Below are 24,305 nucleotides of genomic sequence, written 5' to 3' on the forward strand. Positions count from 1 at the left end.
CAGCCGGCCTATTTCCCGGCCGCGAAGGCCACGCTGCCGGCAATCGCTGCGATCGTCGGCTGCAGCTTTTCGAAGCTGGCATCGTCGGCCGAGGCGATCATGCGGACGAAGCGACCCTTGGGGTCGAACGCCATATACTGCACGAACCGTTTGGTGGTCCCATTGGCGTGGTCGAACGTGCCCGACAGCAACAGCCCGTCGGTGCCGGCGAAGCGGATGCGCTCGCGGGCCGTGATCTTGGCCGTCCGGTAATCGCGCGTTTGTCTCAGCGTGGCTTCCGCCGTCGCTTCGAGCGTGCTCGCTGCCGCCGGGACGGAGAGCTGGTAGGCGACGATCAGCAGCGGCTGTTTGCCGGCGGGATCGGTATTGAGTTCGCCGGCCGTCATCAGCACGCCGGAGCCGGCGATCGTATCGATGACCCGGAACGGTTCGGCCGGTGTGAGGGTGAAGGGGAGGGCGGCGAGCCTTTCCGCAAGCGTCGGCTCCTTGCCGAGCGAGACCGACGACATCAAGGCGAGCACCGTGGCATGCCCGAGCGCCGCGGCCTTGGGAGCCTGGACCGTGACCATCACGGTCTTCTCCCCCTTGAACAGGCCGATCCATTTGTCGAGGCGAGCGCCGCCCGCCGTCTGCGTTCCGCTGATCACCGGCGCCTTGTCGCCGCCGGTGGTGGCCACTTCGTCGATGCTGGCGATGGCGATATTCTGCTTGGCGAAGTTGGTCTTGGCCGTCGCCATGTCGGAAAACAGCGGAACGAGCTGGGGATGAGCGACTGCCGGCATCTCCATGATCAGGACGCTCGCCTGCGTGGCCTGGTTCGCCAGGCCCGCGAAGCCGGTCGCCGGGGTGAAGCCCTTCGGTGCGACGAGCGAGACGCTGGTGCCGGCGATGGCTTGCCGATCCTGAGCGACGGCGTTCGGGCAGGCGCCGAAGCCGACAGCAAATGCAGTGAGCAGGGCGGCAACGAGGTGTGAGGCGCGACGGCTGAAACAGATTTTATTAGAATTCATCAATTCTCTCCTCCGCCAGTCATCGATGAGCGCAAGCGCTCCTGCAGCTGAATTTTAGCTGTGACTAGCCTTGGATTATGACGATCCGATCGCAGGCTGAACAGCAAGGCAAGCGGATACCTGCCTTGCGGGCTGTGGATAGGCTATCCGCTTCGAAGCTGCTTTATTCAGCGCCCCATCGCAGCGGCGATCAGCGCCTTGGCATCGGCGCTCGCCCAGTCCGCCGGGCCCTGGATCATGCCGAGTTCGCAGCCTTGCGGATCGACCAGCAGGCTCACCGGCATGCCTTCGATCTTCCGCGCCGCGCGCAGATCCTGGAAGACCTTGGCCTGGGCGTCGGCGTAATAGGGCAGGCGTGTGACCTTGTTCTCGGCGAGCCAGGATTTCGGCTTGTCGAGATTGCGCGTGTCGATGTTGATCGCGACCACCGCGAAGTCAGGTCCGCCAAATGCGTCCTGCAGGGCGTCGAGCGCCGGCATCTCCTTGAGGCAGGGCGCGCACCAGGTCGCCCAGAGATTGACGAGCACGGTCTTGCCCCTGAAGGCCGCGAGCGTCGTCGGCCGACCGTCGGGGCCCTCGAAGGCGAGATCGGGTGCCGGCTGCGGGCTCGTCCGAACCTCGACGGCCGCGACCTCGCCCTGCGCCAAAGGCTGCATCTTTGCCGCCCGCGCCGCCGCTGCGCCGCAAGAAGCGGAATTGCCGGCACGGCCCTGGCCGGAGTAGAAGGCCGCCATGCCCGCGAGGCCGAGCGCCGCCACGACCCCGAGGGCCAGACCTATCTTCGTTCCAGACGTCATCATACGTCCTTTGAAATCAGGAAAGACCGCCGTGAGCAATCGCATGTGGGGTGGGCGTTTCGCCACGGGTCCCGACGCCATCATGGAGGAGATCAACGCCTCCATCGATTTCGACAAGCGCCTCTGGCGGCAGGATATCCGAGGCTCGCTCGCGCATGCGGCGATGCTGGGCGAGACCGGCATCCTGACCAAGGACGATGTGGCCGCCATCAGCGCCGGACTCAAGAGCGTCGAGGGTGAGATCGAGGCGGGGAGCTTCACGTTCTCGCGCGCGCTCGAAGACGTCCATATGAATGTCGAGTCGAGCCTGAAGGACAGGATCGGCGCCGCCGCCGGCCGTTTGCACACGGCGCGCTCGCGCAATGACCAGGTCGCGACCGATATGCGGCTCTGGGTCCGTGATACGCTGGACGCCATCGACGAGCAGATGGCCGATCTCCAGCTCGCCTTGGCCGAAAAGGCCGATCTCCACGCTGGTGCAGTGATGCCGGGCTTCACTCATCTGCAATCGGCCCAGCCGGTGACTTTCGGCCATCACCTGCTCGCCTATGTCGAGATGCTGTCGCGCGATCGCGGTCGCGTCCGCGATGCGCGTCAGCGCCTCAACGAATGCCCGCTGGGGGCTGCGGCGCTTGCCGGCACCTCCTTCCCGATCGACCGCCATATGACCGCCAAGGCGCTCGGTTTCGACCGCCCGACGGCGAATTCGCTCGATTCGGTCTCGGATCGCGATTTCGTGCTCGAGACTTTGTCGACGGCCTCGATCTGCGCCATGCATCTGTCGCGTCTGGCCGAGGAGATCGTGCTCTGGGCGACGCCGCAATTCGGCTTCGTCAAGCTCTCCGACAAGTTCTCGACCGGCTCCTCGATCATGCCGCAGAAGCGCAATCCCGATGCCGCGGAATTGGTTCGCGGCAAGGCGGGCCGGGTTTTCGGTGCGCTGCAAGCCATGCTGACCATGATGAAGGGCCTGCCGCTGACCTATTCCAAGGACATGCAGGAGGACAAGGAAGGCACCTTCGACGCCCTCCAGACGCTCTCGCTCTGCCTTGCCGCCATGGCCGGCATGGTGCGCGACATGGAGCCGGACCTGAAGGTGATGAAGAAGGCGGCGGGGCTGGGCTATGCCACCGCGACCGACCTCGCCGACTGGCTGGTGCGCGTGCTCAAGATGCCGTTCCGCGACGCGCATCACGTCACCGGCCGGCTCGTCGGCATCGCCTCTGCCAAAGGCGTCGGGCTGGAGAAGCTGACGCTCGCCGAGATGCAGGAGGCCGAACCCAAGATCACGGAAGCCGTCTTCGCCGTGCTCGGCGTGACGCAGTCGGTGAAGAGCCGCGTCAGCTATGGCGGCACGGCTCCGGTCAATGTCCGCCGGCAGGCAAAGTCATGGCTCAGGCGGCTTGCGAAGGCGCGCGGCTGACGAACCCGTCACGCTCGGACTTGACCCTGGCATCTCCGCCAGGGATTTTCGGGCCTGCGCGGGGCCTCTCCCTGGGCCGGCCAAAGGCCGGACCTGAGGGCCCCGCCCGAGAATGAGGTTGCAGCGCCTTCAAAAGCTCGCAACAGGTTGCTCCATTCGTTACAGTCTCCGCCACGCTTCGTCCGAGGGTTTCCTTTCGTGCCGCATTCCAGCCTGAAATTGGGCCGTGCCGTCGTTCTGGCCGGCCTGCTCGGACTTGCCTTGACAGCTTGCGGCCGCAGAGGGCCGCTGGAGGCGCCGCCGAAGGCGACCAGCGCGCTCGACCTGCCCGACCGCGACATCGGCGGAGAGGAGCAGCAGCAAGCTGAGATCCAGGCTGGCGGCGCGCCCTTCGGCAAGCCGCCGAAAGCGGACCGGAACTTCACGATTCCCGAAAAGAGCTTCGTGCTCGACCCGATCCTCTAAACGCAACGTTTGCAACGGGAGCCCTCGCGCTTCGAGACGCTGTTCCGGTCGGAACAGCTCTTTAGCGAGGGCCATCGGCATTCTTGAACAGGCACTGAGCGTCCCATGCACCATTTCAGCTATCGCGACGGTTCGCTTTTCGCCGAGGATGTCGATCTCAGGCAGATCGCGGCCGAGGTCGGCACGCCGGTCTATGTCTATTCCTCGGCCACGATCGAGCGGCATTACCGTCTGTTCGCCGCGGCGGTGAAGGCGAACGCTCCGGCGGGGACGGCCCATGTCTTCTATGCGCTGAAGGCCAACGGCAATCTCGGCGTGCTGAAGACGCTGGCTGCGCTCGGTGCCGGGGTCGATACGGTGTCCGAGGGTGAGGTCCGCAAGGCGCTCGCCGCCGGCTTCCCGCCCGAGAAGATTGTCTTCTCCGGCGTCGGCAAGAGCGAGAGCGAGCTGCGCTTCGCTGTCGGGGCCGGCATCTACCAGGTCAATATCGAGACCGAGGGTGAGCTCGATCTGCTCTCGCGCGTCGCGGCCTCGCTGGGCAAGCGCCAGGAGGCGGTGTTTAGGGTCAATCCCGATATCGGCGCCGGCGGCCATGCCAAGATCACCACGGGCTCGTCCGAGAACAAGTTCGGCGTCTCCTTCGAGGAGGTCAGCAGGCTTTATGCCCGTGCGGCCAATATGCCAGGCGTCAGGATCATGGGGCTCGCGCTCCATATCGGCAGCCAGATCCGCGAGACCGATTCGTTCGAGGCGGCCTATGCCAAGATGGCGACGCTGGTCGGGAGCTTGCGCGCGGAGGGCCACCGCGTCGAGCGGCTCGATCTCGGCGGCGGCCTCGGCATTCCCTATGAGATCCCGAAGGATTTCGACTATGGGCCCGATCTGATCGAGGCCTATGCCGCCATGGTCGGGCGGGTCACCAAGGGGCTCGATGTCGAGCTCGGCTTCGAGCCGGGCCGCCTGATCGTCGGCAATGCCGGCATCCTGCTGACGCGCGTGCTGTATCTCAATCCGCGCCCGACCAAGCAGTTCCTGGTGGTCGACGCAGCGATGAACGACCTGATGCGGCCGGCGATGTACGAGGCCTATCACGAGATCTGGCCGGTTTCCGAGCCGGCCGCGGATGCAAGCCGCATCGCCTATGACGTGGTCGGGCCGGTCTGCGAATCAGGCGACACCTTCACGACCGGACGCGTTCTGCCCGAGCAGAAGCCCGACGACCTGATCGCCTTCATGACCGCGGGCGCCTATGGCGCCAGCATGGCCTCGACCTACAACCAGCGCCTGCTCGTCCCGGAAGTGCTGGTCAAGGGCGGACAATACGCCGTGACCCGGCCGCGCCAGAGCTATGAGGAGCTTCTCGGCACGGATCGTGCACCGCCCTGGCTGGCCTGAGCTCTCGATCACGATGCGCTGAGGCCCCTGTGGGCGGAGCGCCTTCGCTCTGGCCTTGCCACATTCACGTGTTAGCGTGTGTCGAGTGGCGAAGGTTCAGGATGGTGCGCAGGCAGCTCGGAGCGACGGCATGAATGAGGCAGAGCGCCGCAAGGCGTCTGATCCGATCGAGGGTATCCGGCAGCGGCTTGGCCGGCTCACGACCGCTTCACGCCTGTCGCTCGGCTGGGAGCGGGCCTGGCCGCGGCTCTGGCTGTCGGCGGCCATCATCCTCACCTTCCTGGCGCTCTCCTGGTTCGGCTTGTGGACGCTGCTGCCCTGGCAGGGCCGTGCGCTCGGCGTCGTGCTGTTCCTCGCCGGCCTGGCGGCGAGCCTCTGGCATGTCGCGACGACGCCGCTGCCGACGCGGCGCGACGGGCTTTCGCGGCTCGACCATTCGCTCGAGGGCGGCCATCGCCCGGCCTCCTCGCTGGAGGATAGTCTCGCTGTCGGCTCGGGTGATCCGGTCTCGCAGGCGTTGTGGAAGCTCCATGTCGAGCGCCAGAGCCGGCAGGTCGCCGGGCTCAGGCTCGCGGCGCCGCATCCGCTCATGGCCGGGCGCGATCGTCTTGCCTTGCGCGCCGTGCCGCTGCTTGCGGCGATCACCGCCTTCTTCGTCGCCGGTCACGAGGCCGCGCCGCGCCTCGGCGCCGCCTTCGACTGGCGAGGGGCTGCTTCGGCCGCGCCCGCCATCCGTATCGACGCCTGGATCGATCCGCCGGCCTATACGCGCCTGCCGCCGATCCTGATCGACTTCGCCAAGCTGGCGAGCCCCAATTTCAGCGCGCCCGAGAAATCCGTCGTCGTCGTACGCATCGCCGGCAAGTCGGGCATGGATGTCGCGACCACGGGCCGGCTCGACGCGCTGCCGGCAGCCGACGCCAAGGAGGCGAAGCCGGCCGCAGGGAACACTCCCGCCGTGCTGGAGAAGCGCTATGCGTTGGCCGGCAACGGCACGCTGCGGCTCACCGGCAGCGGCGCGCCCAATGCGACGCTGCATCTCAATGCCGTACCCGACCAGCCGCCGGACATCAGCTTCATCGAGCCGCCCAAGCCGATCACCGGCGCGCAGAGCGGCGGTCTCGGGCTGAGTTATCGCGCCAAGGACGATTACGGCGTCGCCTCGGTCGAGGTTCTGGTCTCGCGGCCGGGCCCGCCCTCGGTCGGGCGTTCGCTGGTCGAGCCGCCCAAGCAGTCGCTCAGCGCCCCCTCCTCGCCGACCGGCGAGGAGGAGATGAAGAGCACGGTCGATTTCTCGGCTCATCCCTGGGCTGGCGCCAAGGTCAGGATGACGCTGGTCGCGCGCGACGATGCCGGCCAGGAGGGCCGCAGCGAGCCGGTCGAGGTCACGCTGCCGCAGCGCACCTTCACCAAGCCGCTCGCCAAATCCCTGGTCGAACAGCGCCGCAAGCTGGTCATGGATATCGAGACCCGGAGCAAGGTCCAGCTCGCCATGGATGCGCTGCTGATCGAGCCCGAGCTGTTCATGAAAGAGACCGGCGTCTATCTCGGCGTACGGATGATCGCCGAGCGGCTGCGCCGTTCGGCCAGCGACGACCAATTGCGCGATGTCGCCGAATTGATGTGGGCGATGGCGCTGCAGCTCGAGGATGGCGATTTGTCCGATGCCGAGCGCGCCTTGCGGGCGGCGCAGGAAAATCTCCAGCAGGCGCTGGAGCGCGGCGCGTCCGAGGAGGAAATCAAGAAGCTCACCGAAGAGATGCGGCGGGCGATGGACCGCTTCATGCGCCAGCTCGCTGAGCAGATGCAGCGCCAGCAGCAGAATGGCGATCAGAAATCGGCGCAGCTGCCGGAGAATTTTCGCTCGGTGACGCCGCGCGATCTGCAGAACATGCTCGATCGCATCGAGGAGCTCTCGAAGCGCGGCGACATGGCCGAGGCGCAGCGTCTGATGGAAGAGCTCAACCAGATGCTCAACAATCTCCAGATGGCGCGCCCCGGCCAGCAGGACCAGCGCCAGCGCGAGATGAACCAGGCGCTGGGCGAGCTCGACAAGATGACGCGCGAGCAGCAGGGACTGCGAGACGAGACCTATCAGCAGGAGCAGCAGCGCCAGAACCGGACCCAGCGCGGGCAGCGCCCCGGCCAGCAGCAGGCGCGCCCCGGCCAGGGGCAACGCCAGCAAGGACAACAGGGCCAGCGCGGGCAGCGCGGCCAGCAGCCCGGTCAACAACCCGGCGAGCAGGGCGAAGGCGAAGAGGGACAGGACGGCGAGGGCCAGCAGGGGCAGGGGCAAGGCCAGAGCCTGTCCGAGCGCCAGCAGGCCCTGCGCGAGCGCCTGCAGGAATTGCAGCGGCGCATGCAAGGCATGGGCGCCCCCAGCCAGAGCGAACTCGGCGAAGCCGAGGACGCGATGCGCGAGGCCGAGGGCCAGCTCGGCCAGGGCCAGGGCGAAGGGGCGCTCGACTCGCAAGGGCGCGCTTTGGAAGCCCTGCGCAAGGGCGGCCAGAACCTTGCCCAGCAGATGCAGGGCCAACCCGGCGAGGGCGACGGCACCGAGGGCGCTTTCGGCGAGCCCGATGGCCGTCCGGCCGGGCGTCCCTCGGCGCAACAGCGCGGCCGAGAAGATCCTCTGGGCCGGCCGCAGCGCCAGCGCGACTGGGCTGATGGCCGCGTCCGCGTGCCCGGTGCCGATGAGAGCGCGACACAGCGCGCGCGTCGCATCCTGGACGAGTTGAGGCGGCGTCTCGGCGACCCGTCGCGGCCGAGCGAGGAGCTCGACTATCTGGAGCGCCTGCTCAGGCGGAATTGAGCTCTTCCGGAATCGTGAAGCGCAGGGCCCCCTCTCCCGGAAGGAGAGGTTTCCCGCGCGCGTCTCTCAAGGGCGCCGTTCCCAGCTTGCCACCAGCGCCCCGACGACGATCAGCAGGCAGGACGCTGCCAAGAGCCAGCTTGCGGGCGCATAGCCGGCGATCACCAGGATGATCGTCGAGAGCACGGGAGCAGCGTAGGAGGCGACGCCGAGCAGGGCGACGTCGCCCTTTTTCATGCCGATGTCCCAGACGACGAAGGCAAGCCCGATTGCTCCGAGGCCGAGTCCGAGCACACCGCCCCATTCGACTGATGTCAGCGACCACAAGGTCGTCTCGAAGGCGAAATGGCAGGCGAAGGCGGGGATCGCGCAGCCGAGCATGGTGACGCTCAGGCTCTCGGAAGGCACGGTGCTGAACCGGCGCGAGATCACCGAATAGCTCGCCCAGACGAAAGCGCCGAGCGCCGCCAAGCCATGGCCTAGCGAGAGGCCGCCGCCGACGCCGAGGCCGCCCGAGATCAGCAATCCGGTCGCCGCGAGGCCGATCAGCGCGCCGATGAGGTGGCGTGGCTTCAAGCGGCCGCCCGGCAGCAGGGCCGCAAACAGCACGATCAGCAGCGGCCAGAGATAATGGATCAGGTTGGCCTCGGCCGCCGGCGCGGTCTTCATCGCAGCATAATAGAGCGCCGTGTCGCCGAAGGGGCCGTAGAGCCCGAGCGCGAAGGAGGCCGGGGTCGGCATGACGCGGCGCAGCTCCCCGCGCGCTGCGGCAATAGCGAGGATCAGCAGTCCGCCGATGACGAAGGTCATGCCGACGAGCTGGAACGGCGGCACCCGGCCCGACATGGCGGCGAACAGCGCCAGCGTCGACCAGAGCAGGATGGCGATGAGGCCGGTGAGGGTGGCGCTGCGGGAGGACATGGTTGGGCAGGACTTGACTGCGGATCGAAGGAATCTTGCACCGCGATATCAGCTTCCGCGGCAAATGCCGATGGGGGCAGTAAAGGCTGACGGAGGCCTGCCGAAGACGGCTTTCTTGCACCGCAGCACGGCTTGGGCGCGATAGGCGCCATGCTCTGAGCGCCGCGCCGGGATGTTGACCGCGCCCCCGCGCGGGATCATGCGTCGGTTATGACCACGATCCCGATGCCCACTGCTGCCGCGCGGCGCCCGTTGCTTCCGGTGCTGCTGGCGCTGAGCCTGGCCCATCTGCTGAACGACCTCGTGCAGTCGATGATTCCGGCGCTCTATCCGCTGATCAAGCAGGCCTACCAGCTCGACTTCCTCCAGGTCGGCTTCATCACGCTGGCCTTCCAGGTGACGTCGTCGCTGTTGCAGCCGCTGCTCGGCTACGTCACGGACCGCAAGCCCTGGCCCTATGCGATGGTCGCCGGCATGTGCGGGACGCTGGTCGGGCTGCTGCTGCTCTCCCATGCGCACAGCTATGCGGTCGTGCTGGTCGGGGCTGCGCTGATCGGGCTGGGGTCCGCGGTGTTCCATCCCGAGGCGACGCGCATGGCGCGCCATGCGGCGGCCGGCCGGCAGGGGTTGGCGCAGGGCGTGTTCCAGGTCGGCGGCCATATCGGCTACGCAACCGGCCCGCTGCTGGCCGCGGCCATCGTGGTGCCGCGCGGGCAGGAAAGCCTGTCCTGGTTCTCCGGGGTGGTGCTCGTCGCCATGCTGGTGATGGGCTGGCTCGGCTCACGCTATTCGGCGCTGCGCCGCGACCAGAAATCGTCCAAGGACCATGTCGAGGAGATCGCCAGCCACGGCCTGCCGAAGGCGAAGGTCATCCTGGCGATGACGATGCTGATCGTGCTGCTGATGTCGAAGAACGGCTACACCTCGGCTTTCAGCTCCTATTACACCTTCTACCTGATCGAGCGCTTCGGCATCGAGATTCAGCTCTCGCAGATCATGCTGTTCCTCTATCTCGTTGTCGGCGCGCTCGGCGTGATCGTCGGCGGCATGATCGGCGACAGGATCGGCCGCTACCGCGTGATCTGGCTCTCGATCCTGGGCTCGCTGCCCTTCGCGCTGATGCTGCCCTATGCCGATCTGTTCTGGACCGGCGCGCTCAGCGTCGTCATCAGCTTCATCATGGCGAGTGCGTTCTCGGCGATCCTGATCTATGCGATCGACCTTGTGCCGCACCGCATCGGCCTCGTCGGCGGGCTGTTCTACGGCCTCTCCTTCGGTTTGGGCGGCATTGCTGCAGCAGGGATCGGCGCGCTCGCCGACCAGATCGGCATCGTCAGGGTGTTCGGGCTCTGCGCCTGGCTGCCGGCTGTCGGGCTGCTCGCCATGTTCCTGCCGCGTGCCCGGTAAGCCGTCTTTCCGGGGCCGTCAGCGGAGGCAAACCGTCACGCTACCTGCGGCCGCCAGGCGATGACGCCCTCCGTCCGCGCCCGCACCTCGGGCGAGGCCAGGCAGGTCGCGACGGCTTCAAAGCCCGGCGCGCCGGGATAGGGGGCGACGCGGCTCGGCGGGCTGTGATTGGCGGGGCAGAGGATGATCGCCTCGTCGGGGCCAATGGCGGCGAGATCCAGGATCGCGCAGGAGCGCGTGAGCAGGAAGAGCGGCCTCCCGTTCGGGCCACGGCGGCGCAGATGGGCGATCACGGCCTCCTGCGTGGCCTGGTCCAGCCCCTGTTCCACCATGTCGACGACCAGGATGGCGGGACCTTCGGCTTCCAGCCCGGCGAGCAGGGCGATGAGCGCGTCCGAGAGGACGGCGCCATCCTCGGCGAGCCAGGCCAGGGCCTGGTCGACCCGCACCTTCAGGGCAGGGTCGGCGTACAGCCGGGCGCGGGCTGCCGCGCCGCCATCGGCCAGGCGATCCAGACCGAGGAAGGCGGCCCCAGGCAAGGTCTCGGCCAGGCGCAGGGCCAGTCGCGTCTTGCCGCTGCCCAGCGGCCCGATGATGTAGTTCAGCGGCCGGATGTCGCGCAGTTCGAAGCGCTCGCCGCCCCAGGGCCAGGGCAGAACGAAGGCGACGCTGAGTTCGGGAGCGGGCTTTAGCAGGCACGCGAGCTCGCCAGCGGCCGGGGCCTTGCCCCGAGCGAGATCGCTGCGCAGCTCGCGGACCCTCTCGATCGCCCCAGTGAGCTGGCGGATCCGGTCTTCGAGCGTTGCCTGATGCGCGGCGAGCGCCGGTTCCAGGCCTTGCGGATCGCCACCCAGCACCTGCGCCACCCGGGCGAGGCTGAGGCCGAGCCGGCGCAGGGCCGCGATCTCGCTGGCGCGGGCCATCTGGTCGGGGCCATAGGCCCGCCAGCCGGCGGCGCTGCGGATGGGAGAGACCAGGCCGCGCTGCTCGTAGAGCCGCAGGGCCTTGGTCGAGACGCCAAGCCGTCCTGCGGCTTCGGAGGCGGAAAGGAAGGGGGCGGAAGCGCTCACGAATCACCTCGCTGTTGCGGACAGCCATGCTTATCGAGGCGGTCCCAGGGGCCGGGTCAACCGGCAGCGGCGCTTGTGGCCGGTGCCGGCGCTCCATAAAGATCGTAGCCCCGCGACGCCTTAGATTCCGGAGCATCCGCCAGGTGACGATATCGACAAAAAGCTATGCGCCACCGTCGGACGGTGACGCCTGGGACAGCATTTCGCCGGCGCAGGCGGGTTTCGACGCTGCTGGCCTCGCGGCTGCCGTCGATTTCGCCAAGGCGCATGAAAGCTCCTGGCCGCGCAGCCTGTATTATCCCGATGGACGCTATGTCGGCCTGGTCGAATGGAACGAGAGCGGGCCCTGGAGCGAGATCGTCGGTCCCGTCCGCGAGCGCGGCGGGCCGGCCGGGCTGATCGTCAAGGGCGGCCGCATCGTGGCCGAATGGGGCGACACGGCCCGCACCGACATGACCTTCTCCATCGCCAAGAGCTACATCGCCATCCTGGCGGGGCTTGCGGCCGCTGACGGGTTGATCGGCGATGTCGATGAGCCCGTAGCGAAGACCGTTGCTGGTCCCTGGTTCGAGAGCGCCCATAACCGCACGATCACCTGGCGCCATCTGCTGCAGCAGTCGAGCGAGTGGCAGGGCGAGATTTTTGGCAAATCCGATCAGGTCGACCATAACCGCCAGATCGGGCCCGGCGCCGACAACAGCCGCAAGGGGGAGAAGCGCGCGCTCCAGCCGCCCGGCAGCTTCTACGAATACAATGACGTCAGGGTCAATCTGCTGGCCTATTGCCTGCTGCAGCGCTTCCGCCGACCGCTGCCGGAGGTGCTACGCGAGCGCATCATGGACCCGATCGGGGCCTCGCAGGACTGGCGCTGGCAAGGCTATGACAACGCCTTCGTCGAGATCGACGGGCGCCGGGTCCAGTCGGTGCCGGGCGGCGGCCATTGGGGCGGCGGGCTCTTCATCGGTGCGCGCGATCATGCCCGGGTCGGCTTGCTGGTGGCGCGCGGCGGGGTGTGGGGCGGCAGCGAACTGCTGTCGCCGGCCTGGATCGACGCGATGCTCACGCCCTCGCCGACGCTCGCCAATTACGGCTATCTCTGGTGGCTGAACCGGGGCGCGGCGGCAAAGCCCGGCGTGCCGGCGACAGCGGTCTTCGCGCTCGGCGCCGGGGTCAATGCGATCTGGCTCGACCCGGCGCAGGATCTCGTTGCGGTGCTGCGCTGGATCGACAAGACGGCGCTCGACGGCTTCGTCGACCGCCTCATCGCCGCGATCCGCTGAGCGGGCCAACAGAGCAAAAGGTTTTCAGCATGGGCCAGACTTCACGGCGTTTCGGGCGCTACGACATCACCATCCTGCACGATGGCGTTTTCCAGGCACCGGCGGATGTCCTGATCCATGCGAGAGGCGACGAGGCGCGAAAGCAGGCTCTTGCAGGCTGGAGCAAATCCGCGATCAGCGTCGATGTGAACTGCTTCCTGCTACGGGACGATACGGGGATCACTCTCGTCGATGCCGGGACAGGCCCTTCCTGGGGCGATGCCTTCGGCCATGCCCGCGCGGCGCTCGAAGCCGTGAGTGTGACGCCGGACCAGGTTCAGCGCGTCCTGATCAGCCATCTCCATGGCGATCACGCGCTTGGACTCTTCGATGGGGAGGCGCCGTACTTTCCACAAGCCGAGATCTGGGTTCCGCAGGTCGAGCTTGCCTTCTTCACCGACGAGCAGGCGCGCGAAGCGCTGCCGGCGTCGCGGCGGAGCGGCTTCGTGATCGCAGCGAAGCTGCAAAGCCTCTATAGCGGCCGTATCCGCAGCTTCGGCGAAGGCGAGATCCTGCCGGGCATCACCGCGCGCACCTTGCCGGGGCACACGCCGGGCCATACCGGCTTCATCGTGCAGGACGCGCAGCACAGCCTGCTGCTCTGGGGCGATCTCGTGCATGTCGAGGATCTCCAGCCCGGCGACCCGGATGTCGGGCTCGTCTACGACCTCGACCCGGCCGCGGCCGCGCGCAGCCGCCACATCATCCTGAAGGAGGCGGCCCGAGACGGCTGGATCATCTCGGGAGGGCATATCACCGGTTTCCAGCGGTTGGAGGCGGTTGGGGACAGCTATCGGCTCGTGCCGGCCTGAGCCCGGAGGCGTCCCCGACTTGAACCGACCGTCGGTGTCTCGCAGACAGCCGTGCTTGCCGTGACGCGAGCCAGCGCGGCATAGTCAAAAGCCTCAACCCCGATGAGGGTCCTGCTTCATTGCCAAGCGATACGCCTGTTCCGCGCGCCCAGAGGCCGACTTTCCTCGACTGCGAAGCCGTCGCCATCGATGCCGTGCCGCGAGGCGCGATCGCCGTGGTCGGCCTTCCCGGTGCGACGCCCTATGCCGGGAATGGCGCCCATAGCGCGGGCGCTCCGGCGGCGATCCGGGCAGCAAGCGCACGACATTCCGCCCGCCGCACGCATTACGATTTCGATCTGGGCGCGCCGCTGATGACGGCCGACACGGTTTTGGTCGATTGCGGCGATCTCGCCTTCGACGAAACCGATTTCAGCGGCAATCGCGCGAGGATCGAAGCGGCTTTTGCGACGCTTCTGGGCCGTGGCGCACGGCCCGTTCTGCTGGGCGGCGATGACAGCGTCCAAATCCCCGCGCTGCGCGCCTTTGCAGCGCATGGCAGGATCACGCTGCTGCAGATCGATGCGCATATCGACTGGCGCGACGAGGTCGAGGGCGAGCGCTTCGGGCCCTCGAGCACGATGCGACGGGCTTCCGAAATGGCGGGCGTCGCAGCGATCGTTCAGGTCGGCGCCCGGGGCATCGGCAGCGCCCGGGAATCAGATGTGGCTGATGCCGTCGCGGCGGGAGCGCGACTGGTCGATATGCGCATGCTGCGTGCCAAAGGGCTCGCTTATGCCGCCGAACAGGTGCCGGAAGGCCAGCCGGTCGTGGTGTGTTGCGATGTCGATGGGCTGGACCCCACGGTGATCCCTGGCGTCGTCGGCCGGGCTCCGGGCGGGCTGGGTTACGGCGACATCGTTGAGCTTCTGCACGGTGTTGCCGCCCGCGCGCCGATCGTCGGCTTCAACCTCGTCGAGTTCACCCCTCAGCACGATCTCGGCGACCTTGGAGCCAGGACCGTCTGCCGACTCGCGATGCTGGGGGCGGGCTTTCTGGCGATGAGCGAACGGGCGCGATCGCAGCGGTCATAGGCGGCTGTTACGCAGTGCAGTGCCCACTGGTTGTATAGGTCGCGCCCGAGGCGATTGTGCTGCGCCGTTACAGCGCGTGCTTCAGAATCTCCGCCGCGGCACCGGCAAGGATGAGCGCCAGCGTCGTCGTGAGCGCCTCGGCGGGCGCGCCGTCGGCGTCACGCAGACTGTCGTAGAGCCGTTGCCTGAACTCGGAGCCTCCCGGCCATTCCGGCTCAGGCCTGCGGCCTGCTCCGGAATGACGTGTGTCTCCGACAGAGGCTCAGGCCATGTATTGCCCGCCATTGACCGCGAAGGTCGCGCCCGTCGCGAAGGCACCGCTGTCGGAGGCGAGGAAGACGACCATCTGGGCGATTTCCTCGGGCTTGCCGAGACGGCCCACGGGAATGCCGGCGACGACACGCTTCAGTGCCTCCTCGGGCATCGCCGCGACCATGTCGGTGCCGATATAGCCCGGCGTGATCGCGTTGACGGTGATGCCCTTATTGGCGTTCTCCTGGGCCAGCGCCTTGACGAAGCCGATATCGCCGGCCTTGGCGGCGGAGTAATTGACCTGGCCCATCTGGCCCTTCTGGCCATTGATCGAGGAGATCACGATGATGCGGCCGAAATTGCGGGCGCGCATGCCCTCGATCACGGGACGCGTCATGTTGAACAGCGAATCGAGATTGGTGCGGATGACGGCCGACCACTGATCCTTGGTCATCTTGTGGAAGAAGCCGTCGCGCGTGATGCCGGCATTGTTGACCAGGATGTCGATGGGGCCGAGCTCGGCCTCGACGGTGGCGATGCCCGCGGCGCAGGCGTCATAGTCGCCGACGTCCCATTTGTAGACCGGGATGCCGGTCTCGGCCTTGAATGCGGCCGCCGCCTCGTCATTGCCGGCATAGCTCGCCGCGACCTTGTGGCCGGCCTCCTTCAAGGCCTTGCTGATCGCAGCGCCGATGCCGCGCGTGCCCCCTGTGACCAAAGCGACCTTCGACATTCCCGTCTCCTCCCTCTTGGCGGCGTGAGCGCCGCGCTATTGTTCTGCAAGCTTCATCCCGGGCGAATAGGGCCCGTCGACATCCTTGATGATCGCCTGGCCGCAGATGACGCGCCCGCTCGTGGCGTCGAAGGTCAGGGTCGGGTGCCCATAGAGCACCCAGCCCTGGCTCAGGGCCTCCGAGACCCGATGACAGAACGCGGCGTCATCGGGCCCGGTGAGATAGCGATAGAGCGTCGTCTGCCTCGCCATGCGCAGGGCTCAGCGCTCGACCGTGAGCGCCACGCCCATGCCGCCGCCGATGCACAGCGTCGCCAAGCCCTTCTTGGCGTCGCGCTTGGCCATCTCGTGCAGCAACGTCACCAGCACGCGCGCGCCGGACGCGCCGATCGGGTGGCCGATCGCGATCGCGCCGCCATTGACGTTGACGATATCGGTGTTCCAGCCGAGGTCCTTGTTGACCGCCAGCGCCTGCGCCGCGAAGGCCTCGTTGGCCTCGACGAGATCGAGATCACCGATGCTCCAGCCGGCTCTCTCCAGAGCCTTGCGCGTCGCCGGAATCGGACCCGAACCCATGATCGCCGGGTCGACGCCAGCGGTTGCCCAGGAGGCGATGCGGGCGAGCGGGGTCAGGCCGCGCCTGGCGGCTTCCTTGGCGCTCATCAGCACGAGCGCGGCGGCGCCGTCATTGAGGCCCGAGGCGTTGCCGGCAGTGACGGTGCCCTCCTTGGAGAAGGCGGGGCGCAATTTGGCCATGGCCTCGATCGTCGCGCCATGGCGGGGATATTCGTCGTCGGAGACGATGATGTCGCCCTTGCGGCCGGCAATGGTGAAGGGAACGATCTCGTCCTTGAAGCGGCCGGCCTTCTGGGCGGCCTCGGCCTTGTTCTGCGAGCCGACGGCGAACTTGTCCTGCTCCTCGCGGCTGATCTGCCATTTGGTCGCGACGTTCTCGGCGGTGGTGCCCATATGGTAGCCGTGGAAGGCGTCCCAGAGCCCATCCTTGATCATCGTGTCGACGAACTTCATGTCGCCCATCTTGGTGCCGTTGCGCAGATGCGCGCCGTGCTGCGACATCGACATCGATTCCTGGCCGCCGGCGACGATGATGTCGGCATCGCCATTGACGATCTGCTGCAGGCCGATCGCCACTGCGCGCAGGCCGGAGCCGCAAAGCTGGTTGAGGCCCCAGGCGGTCGCCTCCTGCGGGATGCCGGCCGCCATCGCGGCCTGGCGGGCCGGGTTCTGGCCCTGACCGGCGGTCAGGATCTGGCCCATGATGACCTCGTCGACCTCGGCCCCTTCGACCTTGGCGCGGGCGAGCGCTTCCTTGATCGCGGCGGCGCCGAGCTCATGGGCCGCGGTGTTGGCGAAGGCGCCGTTGAAGGCGCCGACGGCGGTGCGTGCTGCGCCGACGATGACGATGTCCGTATCAGCCATGGGAGAGATCCTCGCTGTTGTCGGACGGTCCGCTCTCACGCCGGGCCGCCTGGTTCGTCGGGCACCTTCGAAGCCCGCCGCGCTTGCGTCAAGTCAGGAGAAAGGCGCGCCTGCCGGGATTCGACCGGTCCGTCACGCTCTGCCTGCTGTAAAGACGGGCAGATCAGGTCATGCTTTAGTCTTGTTTTTGCGCTGCACGCTCAAAAAACTTGCGGCAAACCACTGAGCGGCTATCGTCGGGAGGGGAGATCGTTCCGTTTGGTCCGTCGCGGGTTTCGCGGCAGGAGCCGAACCAACGTCATGTAGGGTACTGATGGCTAGCGAAAAAGAACCGACCGTCATCAAGAAATACGCCAATCGGCGGCTCTATCATACCGGCACGAGCTCTTACGTCACGTTGGAGGATCTGGCCGGCCTCGTGCGCGGCGGCGAGGATTTCGTCGTCTATGACGCGAAGTCCGGGGAAGACATCACGCGCTCTGTCCTGGCCCAGATCATCTTCGATGAGGAGGCCAAGGACGGGCAGAACCTGCTGCCGATCGCCTTCCTGCGGCAGCTCATCCGCTTCTATGGCGACAGCATGCAGGCGCTGGTACCGCGCTATCTCGAATTTTCGATGGACCATCTGACCAAGGACCAGGGTCAGTTCCGCGAGCAGATGACCAAGGCCTTCACGGGTGGGGCCTTCGGCACCGGGGCGCTCGACGCGATCCAGCAGCAGACGCGGGCCAATATGACGCTCTTCACCGACGCGTTCCGCATGTTCAACCCTTTCGCTGCCGCGGCAGCCGCCGCCAAGGCGAAGGAGGAGGGCACTGCCGCACCGGCCAAGGGCGATGATCTCGGTGATCTCAAGCGCGAGCTTGGCGAGATGCGCGAGCGCCTGGACAAGCTCACCAAGACGAAGTGAGCATCGGCCCGAAAAGTGGGAACCGGTTTTCGGGATAAGCCGATGCAGGACTACCGGAGCATCGGCCCGAGAAGTGGGAACCGATTGTCGGGGCAGGCCGATATCAAATCAAAGCTCATGCCGCATCAGACCGAATACGGTATTCGGTCTGATGCATAGAGCCCGCGCTCAGCCGGCCACGCGCTCGCGCGTCCCGGCCTGGGCTTTCGGCCGGATCGCGGCCTTGCCGATCAGGTGACCCTGCAAATAGGTCACCCCCCAATCTGTCAGCATCGTCGCCTGCAATTCGTCATCGACCCATTCGGCGACGGTCTCGACGCCGAGATGGCGGGCGAGGTCGATCAGCGTGCGCACATAGAAGCGGTCGTCGGTCGAGCGGCGCAGATTCTGGGTGAAGGCGCCGTCGAGCTTGAGGATGTCGATCGGGAAGGCGCGCAGGTGCCGCAGCGAGGTGTGGCCCGCGCCGAAATCGTCGATCGCAATGCGCGCGCCCTGGGCCTTGATCTTGCCGAGCAGCTTGGCGACCCGCACAGGGTCATCGATCGTCGCGGTCTCCGTGACCTCGACGATCAGGCGCTTGGCCACGCCGCGCGCGGCATTGGTGCAGGCGAGGAAGGCGTCGAGCCATTCGGGATCGGCAAGCGAGCGCGGCGAGACATTGACCGAGAGCGACAGGTCGGGCTCATCGACGAGCATGTCGATCGCGAGTTCGAGGACGCGGTGGTCGAACAGGCGGATCAGGCCGCGCCGTTCCAGCAGCGGAATCAGCTCCGCAGGGGCGAAGAAGAGGCCGTTCTCGCCCTGGCCGACCCGCAGCAGCGCCTCATGGAAGGCGGTGTCGCGCTGGCGGGCGCGGACGACCGGCTGCAGCGCAAGCTGCACGCGCCGTTCGTTCAGGGCGGCCACGGCCTGCAGATCAAAACCCTGCCGCGTCACGGCGGGTTCACGCATGTCGCTGCGCTTGGCGATGACGGCGGCGTCTATCGCTCCGGCCTTGGCGTTGGCGAGCGCGTTCTCGGCGCCCGCGACCAGGCTTCCGGCATGGGTCGAGAGGTCGGGCGCAATCGCTGCACCGACGCGCAGGCGCACCAGGGCGATGCCGCGCGCGGTCTCGATGGCTGACTGGGCCACGGCTTTGATGAAGCGGCGCGCAGCCGCCTCGACCTGGTTCTGCGGGCAGCCGGTGAGCAGGATGGCGAAGCGGTTGCCGGAATAGCGCACGAGATGGTCGCGCCGGCGCATCACCGAGCGCAGGCGCTCCTGCACCACGCCGATGATCTCATCGGTCGCCTCATGGCCGAAATCGTCGTTGAGCCGGGTCAGTTCGTCGATTGCCGCGACGAGCACGACGACGACGCGCTCGGCCGGCAGATGTTCGGCCAAGGCCTGTTCGACGCGCTCGACCAATGCGGTGCGGTCGCAGAGTTCGCCACTGCTGGGGCTGAGCTCGTCGGGCTTCACCGCGCGCTCCAGGCGCAGCACGCCGCGCGCGCTGGCGGGGCGGCCATCGATGCCGGCGAACCAGCGGCCGGCGTCCTCGATCCACATCTTGCGGCCGGCGAGGTCGGCGGCGTAGCGGGTGCGGTAGACCACGCCCTCGCCCTGGTCCTGGCCGCTGGCGGAGAAGATCGCATCGTAGCGGCTGCGGCCGCTGCCGGGCTCGACCAGGCCGGCGAAGGAGAGGCCGCGACTCATGACTGTGTCGGAGACGCCGGCGAGGACTTCGTGCGCATTGGGTCCCCAGCTCAGGGCGTCATGGACGATGTCCCAAGCGTAGACGACCTCGCCGATCGAGGAGAGCAGGCTGCGCGGATCGATGTGGCTGTCGTCGCGGGGGCTGAGGATCGACGGCGCAGGCATCGGGCGGGCCTCAATGGGGCTGATCGAACGATGCGGATCGATGCCGTCTCGTCCTGGCCCGGGCGGATCGGGAAATGTTTCGAAACGATGCGGCTTTCAGCCTTAACGCGCCGTTAAGTTTGGCTATAACTTTGCAAATTCAGCTCCTAGACTGACCCAATGTTTCGGAGCGGGACATGACGGATTTCGACGATCAGAGCCGCAGCCGCGCCCCGTTCGCTGCCGATTCGGCATCTGATCTCGCCATGGTGCTGCTGCAGCTTGCAGCTTGCCGGGCCGAGATCGGCCCCTTCGCCCGGTCCGGGCGGGAGACGCCGCGCGAGGCGGCGCGCGTCTATGAGGCGGCCCAAACCTTCAAGGCGACCACGATTTTCAGGGATCGCAGGCCGGTGCGCCTCTGACGGCTGAGTTCGTCTTCCAAAGAAAAAACCGGCCTCGCGGCCGGCTTGTTTCGTTAGCGTCGGGCGCAAGGCCCGGCGCTGGGCCTTGAGGCGATCAGGCCTCGGCCTTGACCTTCAGGACCTGGCGGCCGCGATACATGCCGCTCTTCAGATCGACATGGTGCGGACGGCGCAGTTCGCCGGAGTTCTTGTCTTCGATATAGGTGGGCTGCTTCAGCGCGTCGGCCGAGCGGCGCATGCCACGCTTCGACGGCGACGTCTTTCTCTTCGGAACGGCCATAGTAATCTCCATCGTGCCGCCGTCCGGAAGCGCTTGGCTCAAGGCCGCGCTGCCGTCACGACGACGGATCAATCTCGTGAGGCGTTGCCCATACACGCTGCGGCGGGCGCTGGCTAGAGCGGGATGCGAAAAAGTCGCAGGGCCAGCCCATGAATTGAAGCCATGGCCTGGGGATCAGTCCATGTCCTCCTCGCCCTCGGGCACCGCGCAGTTGCCGAGCGCACCCAATTGTCCGAGGCGTCGCTGCACGCGCGCCGCGCCTGCCTGCAGGCTGCGGCTCGGCCGGCCGGGGTCGCGCGCGCTCGGATTCGGCAAGGCGGCGGCGAGCCTGGAGGCTTCCGGCCCGGTCAGCCCTGCCGCCGATTTCTTGAAATAGCGCTGGGCCGCGGCCTCTGCGCCGAACAGCCCATCGCCCCATTCGGCGACATTGAGATAGACCTCTATGATGCGCTGCTTGGGCCAGGCGAGGTCGATCGCCAGCGCCAGCGGGATTTCCAGCGCCTTGCGGATGTAGGAGCGGCCAGGCCAGAGGAAGAGGTTCTTGGCGGTCTGCATGGTCAGGGTCGAGGCGCCTCGGCTGGGCCCGTCCTCATCGTCGAGCACTGTGTTGAGCTCGATCCAGTCGACGCCGGAATGGGCGCAGAAGCGCTGATCCTCGGCGGCGATCACGGAGCGGATCAGGGCTGAGGAAATCTGGTCGAGCGGCACCCATTGCCGTTCGACAGGCTGCAAGCTGAGCCAGCGCCCGATCATCAGGGTCGATGGCGCCGGGATGAAGCGATAGAGCAGGAGACCGAGCGCCAGCACGATCAGCAGGCCGAGCACGAGCCGGCCGATCCAGCGAATCAGGCGCGCGAAAAGTCCGCGCCGTGCCGTCCGCTCTCCTGCCGCCATGCCTTCACATCCCCTTGGTTTGCTGTCCTCGGCTTGACGGTGCCGGCCGGCTCCGGCAATCGGTGCTCTCATCACCTGGTGAGGGCAGGCTTCATGCGAGACACCGGTTGCCACCGTCCCGCATCCCGCGCTCACGGCGAATGCGAGATCCACGCATGAGTTCCGCCCTGCCCACCGCCGAGACCGGCGACCTTGCCTCCAGCCTCGCACGGACGGCGCAGGCGATCGAGTCCCTGTTGGACGCGCTGCTGTCGCCTGCGCCACGCGAGAGCGAGATCGCCAGGCCTGAGCCCTTGCTCTCGGCCATGCGCCATGGCGCGCTCGGCGGAGGCAAGCGGCTGCGGCCCTTCCTGACGGTGGAGACCGCGCGGCTGCTGCGTGGCGATGCGGGCCAGGCGCTGCGGGCGGGGGCTGCGGTCGAGCTCGTGCATTGCTACTCGCTGGTCCATGACGACCTGCCGGCGATGGATGACGACGATACGCGCCGCGGCCGTCCGACCGTGCACAAGGCCTATGATGAAGCGACGGCGATCCTGGCTGGCGACAGCCTGCTGACGCTGGCCTTCGATGTGATGGCGGATGAGGCGACGCATCCTTCGGGCGAGGTCCGCGCGGCGCTCGTGCTGGCCTTGGCGCGCGCCTCGGGGTTAGGGGGCATGGCGGGCGGGCAGATGCTCGACCTTGCGGCGGAGGGGCGCTTCGATGGCGGCCGGCCGCGCAGCCTCACCGAGGTCGAGATCCGCCGGCTTCAGGCGATGAAGACCGGCGCCCTGCTGGCGGCGAGCGTCGAGATCGGTGCGCTGATCGCAGGCGCCGCGCCCGAGGCGCGCGTCGCGCTGGTCCGTTACGGCCGGGCGCTGGGCGCTGCCTTCCAGGTGGCAGACGACATTCTCGACATCGAGGCCACGCCCGAGGCGCTCGGCAAGGCGACGGCGAAGGACCAGGACAAGGGCAAGGCGACGCTGGTTTCCGTGTTGGGGCTGGACGCGGCGAAGCGCGAGCGCGACCGCCTGAGCGCCGATGCCATCGCGGCGCTGGCCGGCTTCGGCCGTGAAGCGGACATGCTGCGCGCGGCAGCGCGTTTCGCTGCGGAGCGCACGAGCTGACGAGCCTGGTGTGACCGGAAGCCGACCTACGCCTTGAACTTCACCGGCTGGCGCAGGATCGTTTTGAGCTTGGCCGAGTCAGTCTTGCGCGGATCGCTCAGATAGATCTCGTGGTGTGGCCCGTTGAAGGCCAGCCCCTGGTTCGGCATCACCTCGCCGTGGAGCCTGGCCAGGATCGGACCTTCGTCATCATAGCTGCCCAGATGCAGGGTCTGAAGCGATAGCCCTTCGCTATGGGGTTCGAGGCGTAGGCTTTGCGGAGGCTGGCCGCGTTTTCCGCCCGTCTTGGCCACGGCGTTCTCAAATATGTCGGGGGCGACGAAATCAGGGACCATGATCATCATCGCCCAGCGCCATCGGTCCTTTTCGCGTGTGATGAAGCTCTTGGGATCGTCTGCCCACCACAATCCTTCCAGCGGCGGCACGACATAGTCCTTGCCGAGCGCTGCCTTGGCGGCGAATTTCATGGCATAGCTGACCCCGTAGAGCCATTCGACCGCCGAACGGTAAGCTGGAGCGGTGTTGGGATCGCCTCCGCCATCCACCTTGACGAACTGCATCTGCGGCACTTCGACCGAAACGAACTCTCCGGCGGGCGGGTTAAGGAGCGGCTTGAGAAGCTTTCTGAAATCAAGCTTCTCTACCATCGCCGCCATCCTCGTAGACCCCAGCTAAAAAGCGCGGCTCTAACGCCAGCGGCCGAAAGCGTCGGCCAGGGTCTGGCTGCCCGGGAAACCCTTCTCGAAGGTCAGGATGCCGCGCTTGCCCGAGGCGAAGCGGATTGGCACGTCGATCCAGTTGCGGTTCAGGATCAGATCGAGATTACGCTCGACCTCCACGGGCACGTTCGACAGGGCCGCGACGAAGAGGTTCTCGCCAAGCGCAGAGTTGATCGCCGACAAGGGCGCGCCGCGCTCGTTCTCGTCGGTCTTGAACTGCGGCACGCCGACCTCGCGGATGGTCTCCGGCGCTGTCGTGCCTGTACTGGTGAAGCGCAGGCCGATGATATGCGAGGCCGGAAAGGCCGTATCGGTATTGCGGCGGATGGTGAAGTCGAGCCCGATGCCGGCCTCCGGCACCTCGATCGTGGCACGCACGATCGTCTCGACCGGCCGGCCGGGCCCAGCGCTCTCGCTGTCCAGCCGCCAGAAGACGCGACCGTTCACGGTGCGCGGCTGCTGCGGGCTCTCGGAGACCTCGGTGTAGAGGATGGCGCGCTGCGCGACGGTGATCTCGCTGCCCTGCGCGGGGGCGCCGGCATTGCTGTTCGGCCGGGTCTGCGGCGGCGCTCCGGCATCGCCGACGCGGTCGTTCAGCTTGCCGGCGGCATCGGGCTGCGCCGGCTGGGCCGGGGTCTCGACATGGCTGCGCGCCGTGTTCTCGGGCGGCCTGATCTTGTTGACGTAGTAGGCGGCGGCTGCGATCGCCGCGACCGCGATGGCGACGCCGCCGCCGACGATGGCGGTGCGGACATGGCCGGGATTGACGCGGCGTTCGCGGCGGGGCGCGACGCGGGGACGGATCGTCTGCTGCTCGGCGGCTTCCGGAAGCGGATCCTCGAAGCGCCCGTCATCCTGGGTTTGCTCGGACTCCGGTACCGCTCGCGCGATGGCGGCCGGAGGCGTCGTGACCTCCCTGCGGGCCGGTTCGGGCGTGACGGCGGGGCGGAAGACCGGCCCGGCCTGGGCTGGCGGCTGCGCCGGTCCCTCACCGTAATCGGCCTCGACCTTCGCCACGGCCTCGTCGAGCGAGAGCCGCTCGCGCATGATCTCGGCCTCGCCGAGCGGCGGGTCAAGACTGCGCAACTGCGCGACGAGCGCGGTCCTGGCGCGGTCATAGACGGCCCGCCGCGCCGCAGACGACTTGTCGGGCAACCCAGCGATCGCACGTGCCAGGATGGGATAGAAATCGGCCATTGGCCTCAC

General features: G+C 67.3%; 23 protein-coding genes. 11 read left to right on the forward strand and 12 right to left on the reverse strand.

What is annotated here, in order from left to right; translation table 11 throughout:
- Positions 1 to 8: 8 nt before the first annotated feature.
- Positions 9 to 1,010, reverse strand: a complete 1,002-nt coding sequence (locus J2Y55_RS00830) for a hypothetical protein (protein ID WP_310146650.1) — start codon at positions 1,008 to 1,010, stop codon at positions 9 to 11.
- A 167-nt stretch (positions 1,011 to 1,177) separates the two neighbouring features.
- Positions 1,178 to 1,807 carry a thiol:disulfide interchange protein TlpA gene (gene tlpA / locus J2Y55_RS00835; protein ID WP_310146653.1) on the reverse strand — a complete coding sequence of 210 codons (630 nt, stop codon included), beginning with the start codon at positions 1,805 to 1,807 and terminating at the stop codon, positions 1,178 to 1,180.
- A gap of 31 nt (positions 1,808 to 1,838) precedes the next feature.
- Between tlpA and argH the strand changes: the two genes are divergently transcribed.
- From argH to J2Y55_RS00855, 4 genes are all read left to right on the forward strand, one after another.
- Positions 1,839 to 3,230 carry an argininosuccinate lyase gene (gene argH, locus J2Y55_RS00840; protein ID WP_310146655.1) on the forward strand — a complete coding sequence of 464 codons (1,392 nt, stop codon included), beginning with the start codon at positions 1,839 to 1,841 and terminating at the stop codon, positions 3,228 to 3,230.
- A 198-nt stretch (positions 3,231 to 3,428) separates the two neighbouring features.
- Positions 3,429 to 3,695 (forward strand): LPS translocon maturation chaperone LptM, encoded by a 267-nt coding sequence (lptM, locus tag J2Y55_RS00845; protein ID WP_310146657.1) that lies wholly within the window; start codon positions 3,429 to 3,431, stop codon positions 3,693 to 3,695.
- A 105-nt stretch (positions 3,696 to 3,800) separates the two neighbouring features.
- A complete protein-coding gene (gene lysA, locus J2Y55_RS00850; protein ID WP_310146658.1) occupies positions 3,801 to 5,090 on the forward strand; it encodes a diaminopimelate decarboxylase in 1,290 nt (429 codons plus the stop codon).
- 130 nt (positions 5,091 to 5,220) lie between these two features.
- Positions 5,221 to 7,902: a TIGR02302 family protein gene (locus tag J2Y55_RS00855; protein ID WP_310146661.1), complete on the forward strand. Its 2,682-nt coding sequence runs from the start codon at positions 5,221 to 5,223 to the stop codon at positions 7,900 to 7,902.
- Between the two features lie 66 nt (positions 7,903 to 7,968).
- Here J2Y55_RS00855 and yddG read toward each other — a convergent pair whose 3' ends face one another.
- Positions 7,969 to 8,823 (reverse strand): aromatic amino acid exporter YddG, encoded by an 855-nt coding sequence (gene yddG, locus J2Y55_RS00860; RefSeq protein WP_310146663.1) that lies wholly within the window; start codon positions 8,821 to 8,823, stop codon positions 7,969 to 7,971.
- Positions 8,824 to 9,033: 210 nt separating this feature from the next.
- On the opposite strand from yddG, the gene J2Y55_RS00865 reads away from it, so the two are divergent.
- A complete protein-coding gene (locus tag J2Y55_RS00865) occupies positions 9,034 to 10,230 on the forward strand; it encodes an MFS transporter (protein ID WP_310146665.1) in 1,197 nt (398 codons plus the stop codon).
- A 35-nt stretch (positions 10,231 to 10,265) separates the two neighbouring features.
- Here the strand turns inward: J2Y55_RS00865 and J2Y55_RS00870 are convergent, their stop codons facing one another.
- On the reverse strand, positions 10,266 to 11,300 hold the full coding sequence (locus J2Y55_RS00870; protein ID WP_310146667.1) for a MerR family transcriptional regulator: 1,035 nt from the start codon (positions 11,298 to 11,300) through the stop codon (positions 10,266 to 10,268).
- Between the two features lie 143 nt (positions 11,301 to 11,443).
- On the opposite strand from J2Y55_RS00870, the gene J2Y55_RS00875 reads away from it, so the two are divergent.
- From J2Y55_RS00875 to J2Y55_RS00885, 3 genes are all read left to right on the forward strand, one after another.
- Entirely contained in the window at positions 11,444 to 12,580 is a 1,137-nt protein-coding gene (locus J2Y55_RS00875; RefSeq protein WP_310146671.1) for a serine hydrolase domain-containing protein, read from the forward strand.
- Between the two features lie 29 nt (positions 12,581 to 12,609).
- The gene (gene aidB / locus J2Y55_RS00880) at positions 12,610 to 13,431 is read left to right on the forward strand and encodes an AidB family quorum-quenching N-acyl homoserine lactonase (RefSeq protein ID WP_310146673.1); all 822 of its coding nucleotides are present in this window, start codon (positions 12,610 to 12,612) and stop codon (positions 13,429 to 13,431) included.
- A gap of 119 nt (positions 13,432 to 13,550) precedes the next feature.
- Positions 13,551 to 14,504 (forward strand): arginase family protein, encoded by a 954-nt coding sequence (locus tag J2Y55_RS00885; RefSeq protein ID WP_310146675.1) that lies wholly within the window; start codon positions 13,551 to 13,553, stop codon positions 14,502 to 14,504.
- Positions 14,505 to 14,766: 262 nt separating this feature from the next.
- Here the strand turns inward: J2Y55_RS00885 and phbB are convergent, their stop codons facing one another.
- Genes phbB through J2Y55_RS00900 form a run of 3 tightly spaced genes read right to left on the reverse strand, consistent with a single transcriptional unit; the run spans position 14,767 to position 16,929 of the window.
- The gene (gene phbB, locus J2Y55_RS00890) at positions 14,767 to 15,489 is read right to left on the reverse strand and encodes an acetoacetyl-CoA reductase (protein ID WP_310146677.1); all 723 of its coding nucleotides are present in this window, start codon (positions 15,487 to 15,489) and stop codon (positions 14,767 to 14,769) included.
- Between the two features lie 36 nt (positions 15,490 to 15,525).
- Positions 15,526 to 15,741 carry a DUF1737 domain-containing protein gene (locus tag J2Y55_RS00895; protein WP_310146679.1) on the reverse strand — a complete coding sequence of 72 codons (216 nt, stop codon included), beginning with the start codon at positions 15,739 to 15,741 and terminating at the stop codon, positions 15,526 to 15,528.
- 9 nt (positions 15,742 to 15,750) lie between these two features.
- Positions 15,751 to 16,929 (reverse strand): acetyl-CoA C-acetyltransferase, encoded by a 1,179-nt coding sequence (locus tag J2Y55_RS00900; protein WP_310146681.1) that lies wholly within the window; start codon positions 16,927 to 16,929, stop codon positions 15,751 to 15,753.
- Between the two features lie 313 nt (positions 16,930 to 17,242).
- On the opposite strand from J2Y55_RS00900, the gene phaR reads away from it, so the two are divergent.
- Entirely contained in the window at positions 17,243 to 17,839 is a 597-nt protein-coding gene (gene phaR, locus J2Y55_RS00905; RefSeq protein ID WP_310146682.1) for a polyhydroxyalkanoate synthesis repressor PhaR, read from the forward strand.
- 168 nt (positions 17,840 to 18,007) lie between these two features.
- Here phaR and J2Y55_RS00910 read toward each other — a convergent pair whose 3' ends face one another.
- Positions 18,008 to 19,699: an EAL domain-containing protein gene (locus J2Y55_RS00910; RefSeq protein ID WP_310146684.1), complete on the reverse strand. Its 1,692-nt coding sequence runs from the start codon at positions 19,697 to 19,699 to the stop codon at positions 18,008 to 18,010.
- A 176-nt stretch (positions 19,700 to 19,875) separates the two neighbouring features.
- Here J2Y55_RS00910 and J2Y55_RS00915 point away from each other — a divergent pair, with 176 nt between their 5' ends.
- Entirely contained in the window at positions 19,876 to 20,100 is a 225-nt protein-coding gene (locus J2Y55_RS00915; RefSeq protein ID WP_310146686.1) for a hypothetical protein, read from the forward strand.
- Between the two features lie 94 nt (positions 20,101 to 20,194).
- Here J2Y55_RS00915 and rpmF read toward each other — a convergent pair whose 3' ends face one another.
- Both rpmF and mtgA read right to left on the reverse strand, forming a co-directional pair.
- Positions 20,195 to 20,380, reverse strand: coding sequence for a 50S ribosomal protein L32 (gene rpmF, locus J2Y55_RS00920; RefSeq protein ID WP_069688448.1), 186 nt, complete (start codon positions 20,378 to 20,380; stop codon positions 20,195 to 20,197).
- Between the two features lie 174 nt (positions 20,381 to 20,554).
- Positions 20,555 to 21,274, reverse strand: coding sequence for a monofunctional biosynthetic peptidoglycan transglycosylase (gene mtgA, locus J2Y55_RS00925; RefSeq protein ID WP_310146689.1), 720 nt, complete (start codon positions 21,272 to 21,274; stop codon positions 20,555 to 20,557).
- 155 nt (positions 21,275 to 21,429) lie between these two features.
- Between mtgA and J2Y55_RS00930 the strand changes: the two genes are divergently transcribed.
- A complete protein-coding gene (locus tag J2Y55_RS00930; RefSeq protein ID WP_310146691.1) occupies positions 21,430 to 22,380 on the forward strand; it encodes a polyprenyl synthetase family protein in 951 nt (316 codons plus the stop codon).
- Positions 22,381 to 22,406: 26 nt separating this feature from the next.
- Here the strand turns inward: J2Y55_RS00930 and J2Y55_RS00935 are convergent, their stop codons facing one another.
- Together J2Y55_RS00935 and J2Y55_RS00940 are read right to left on the reverse strand one after the other, a co-directional pair.
- Positions 22,407 to 23,027, reverse strand: a complete 621-nt coding sequence (locus tag J2Y55_RS00935) for a GyrI-like domain-containing protein (RefSeq protein ID WP_310146693.1) — start codon at positions 23,025 to 23,027, stop codon at positions 22,407 to 22,409.
- A gap of 39 nt (positions 23,028 to 23,066) precedes the next feature.
- Positions 23,067 to 24,296, reverse strand: a complete 1,230-nt coding sequence (locus tag J2Y55_RS00940) for a histidine kinase (RefSeq protein ID WP_310146695.1) — start codon at positions 24,294 to 24,296, stop codon at positions 23,067 to 23,069.
- Between the last annotated feature and the right edge of the window lie 9 nt (positions 24,297 to 24,305).

The sequence above is a fragment of the Allobosea sp. BE125 genome, assembly GCF_031456075.1.
GTDB lineage: Bacteria > Pseudomonadota > Alphaproteobacteria > Rhizobiales > Beijerinckiaceae > Allobosea.

Bases quoted from the DNA above. Each gene is read 5' to 3' on its own strand.
- J2Y55_RS00900 (WP_310146681.1), bottom strand. From the start codon at position 16,929: ATGGCTGATACGGACATCGTCATCGTCGGCGCAGCACGCACCGCCGTC.
- J2Y55_RS00915 (WP_310146686.1), top strand. From the start codon at position 19,876: ATGACGGATTTCGACGATCAGAGCCGCAGCCGCGCCCCGTTCGCTGCC.
- mtgA (WP_310146689.1), bottom strand. From the start codon at position 21,274: ATGGCGGCAGGAGAGCGGACGGCACGGCGCGGACTTTTCGCGCGCCTG.
- tlpA (WP_310146653.1), bottom strand. From the start codon at position 1,807: ATGACGTCTGGAACGAAGATAGGTCTGGCCCTCGGGGTCGTGGCGGCG.
- J2Y55_RS00830 (WP_310146650.1), bottom strand. From the start codon at position 1,010: ATGAATTCTAATAAAATCTGTTTCAGCCGTCGCGCCTCACACCTCGTT.
- yddG (WP_310146663.1), bottom strand. From the start codon at position 8,823: ATGTCCTCCCGCAGCGCCACCCTCACCGGCCTCATCGCCATCCTGCTC.
- J2Y55_RS00895 (WP_310146679.1), bottom strand. From the start codon at position 15,741: ATGGCGAGGCAGACGACGCTCTATCGCTATCTCACCGGGCCCGATGAC.
- phbB (WP_310146677.1), bottom strand. From the start codon at position 15,489: ATGTCGAAGGTCGCTTTGGTCACAGGGGGCACGCGCGGCATCGGCGCT.
- J2Y55_RS00855 (WP_310146661.1), top strand. From the start codon at position 5,221: ATGAATGAGGCAGAGCGCCGCAAGGCGTCTGATCCGATCGAGGGTATC.
- rpmF (WP_069688448.1), bottom strand. From the start codon at position 20,380: ATGGCCGTTCCGAAGAGAAAGACGTCGCCGTCGAAGCGTGGCATGCGC.
- J2Y55_RS00940 (WP_310146695.1), bottom strand. From the start codon at position 24,296: ATGGCCGATTTCTATCCCATCCTGGCACGTGCGATCGCTGGGTTGCCC.
- J2Y55_RS00910 (WP_310146684.1), bottom strand. From the start codon at position 19,699: ATGCCTGCGCCGTCGATCCTCAGCCCCCGCGACGACAGCCACATCGAT.
- J2Y55_RS00930 (WP_310146691.1), top strand. From the start codon at position 21,430: ATGAGTTCCGCCCTGCCCACCGCCGAGACCGGCGACCTTGCCTCCAGC.
- J2Y55_RS00865 (WP_310146665.1), top strand. From the start codon at position 9,034: ATGACCACGATCCCGATGCCCACTGCTGCCGCGCGGCGCCCGTTGCTT.
- J2Y55_RS00935 (WP_310146693.1), bottom strand. From the start codon at position 23,027: ATGGTAGAGAAGCTTGATTTCAGAAAGCTTCTCAAGCCGCTCCTTAAC.
- phaR (WP_310146682.1), top strand. From the start codon at position 17,243: ATGGCTAGCGAAAAAGAACCGACCGTCATCAAGAAATACGCCAATCGG.
- aidB (WP_310146673.1), top strand. From the start codon at position 12,610: ATGGGCCAGACTTCACGGCGTTTCGGGCGCTACGACATCACCATCCTG.
- lysA (WP_310146658.1), top strand. From the start codon at position 3,801: ATGCACCATTTCAGCTATCGCGACGGTTCGCTTTTCGCCGAGGATGTC.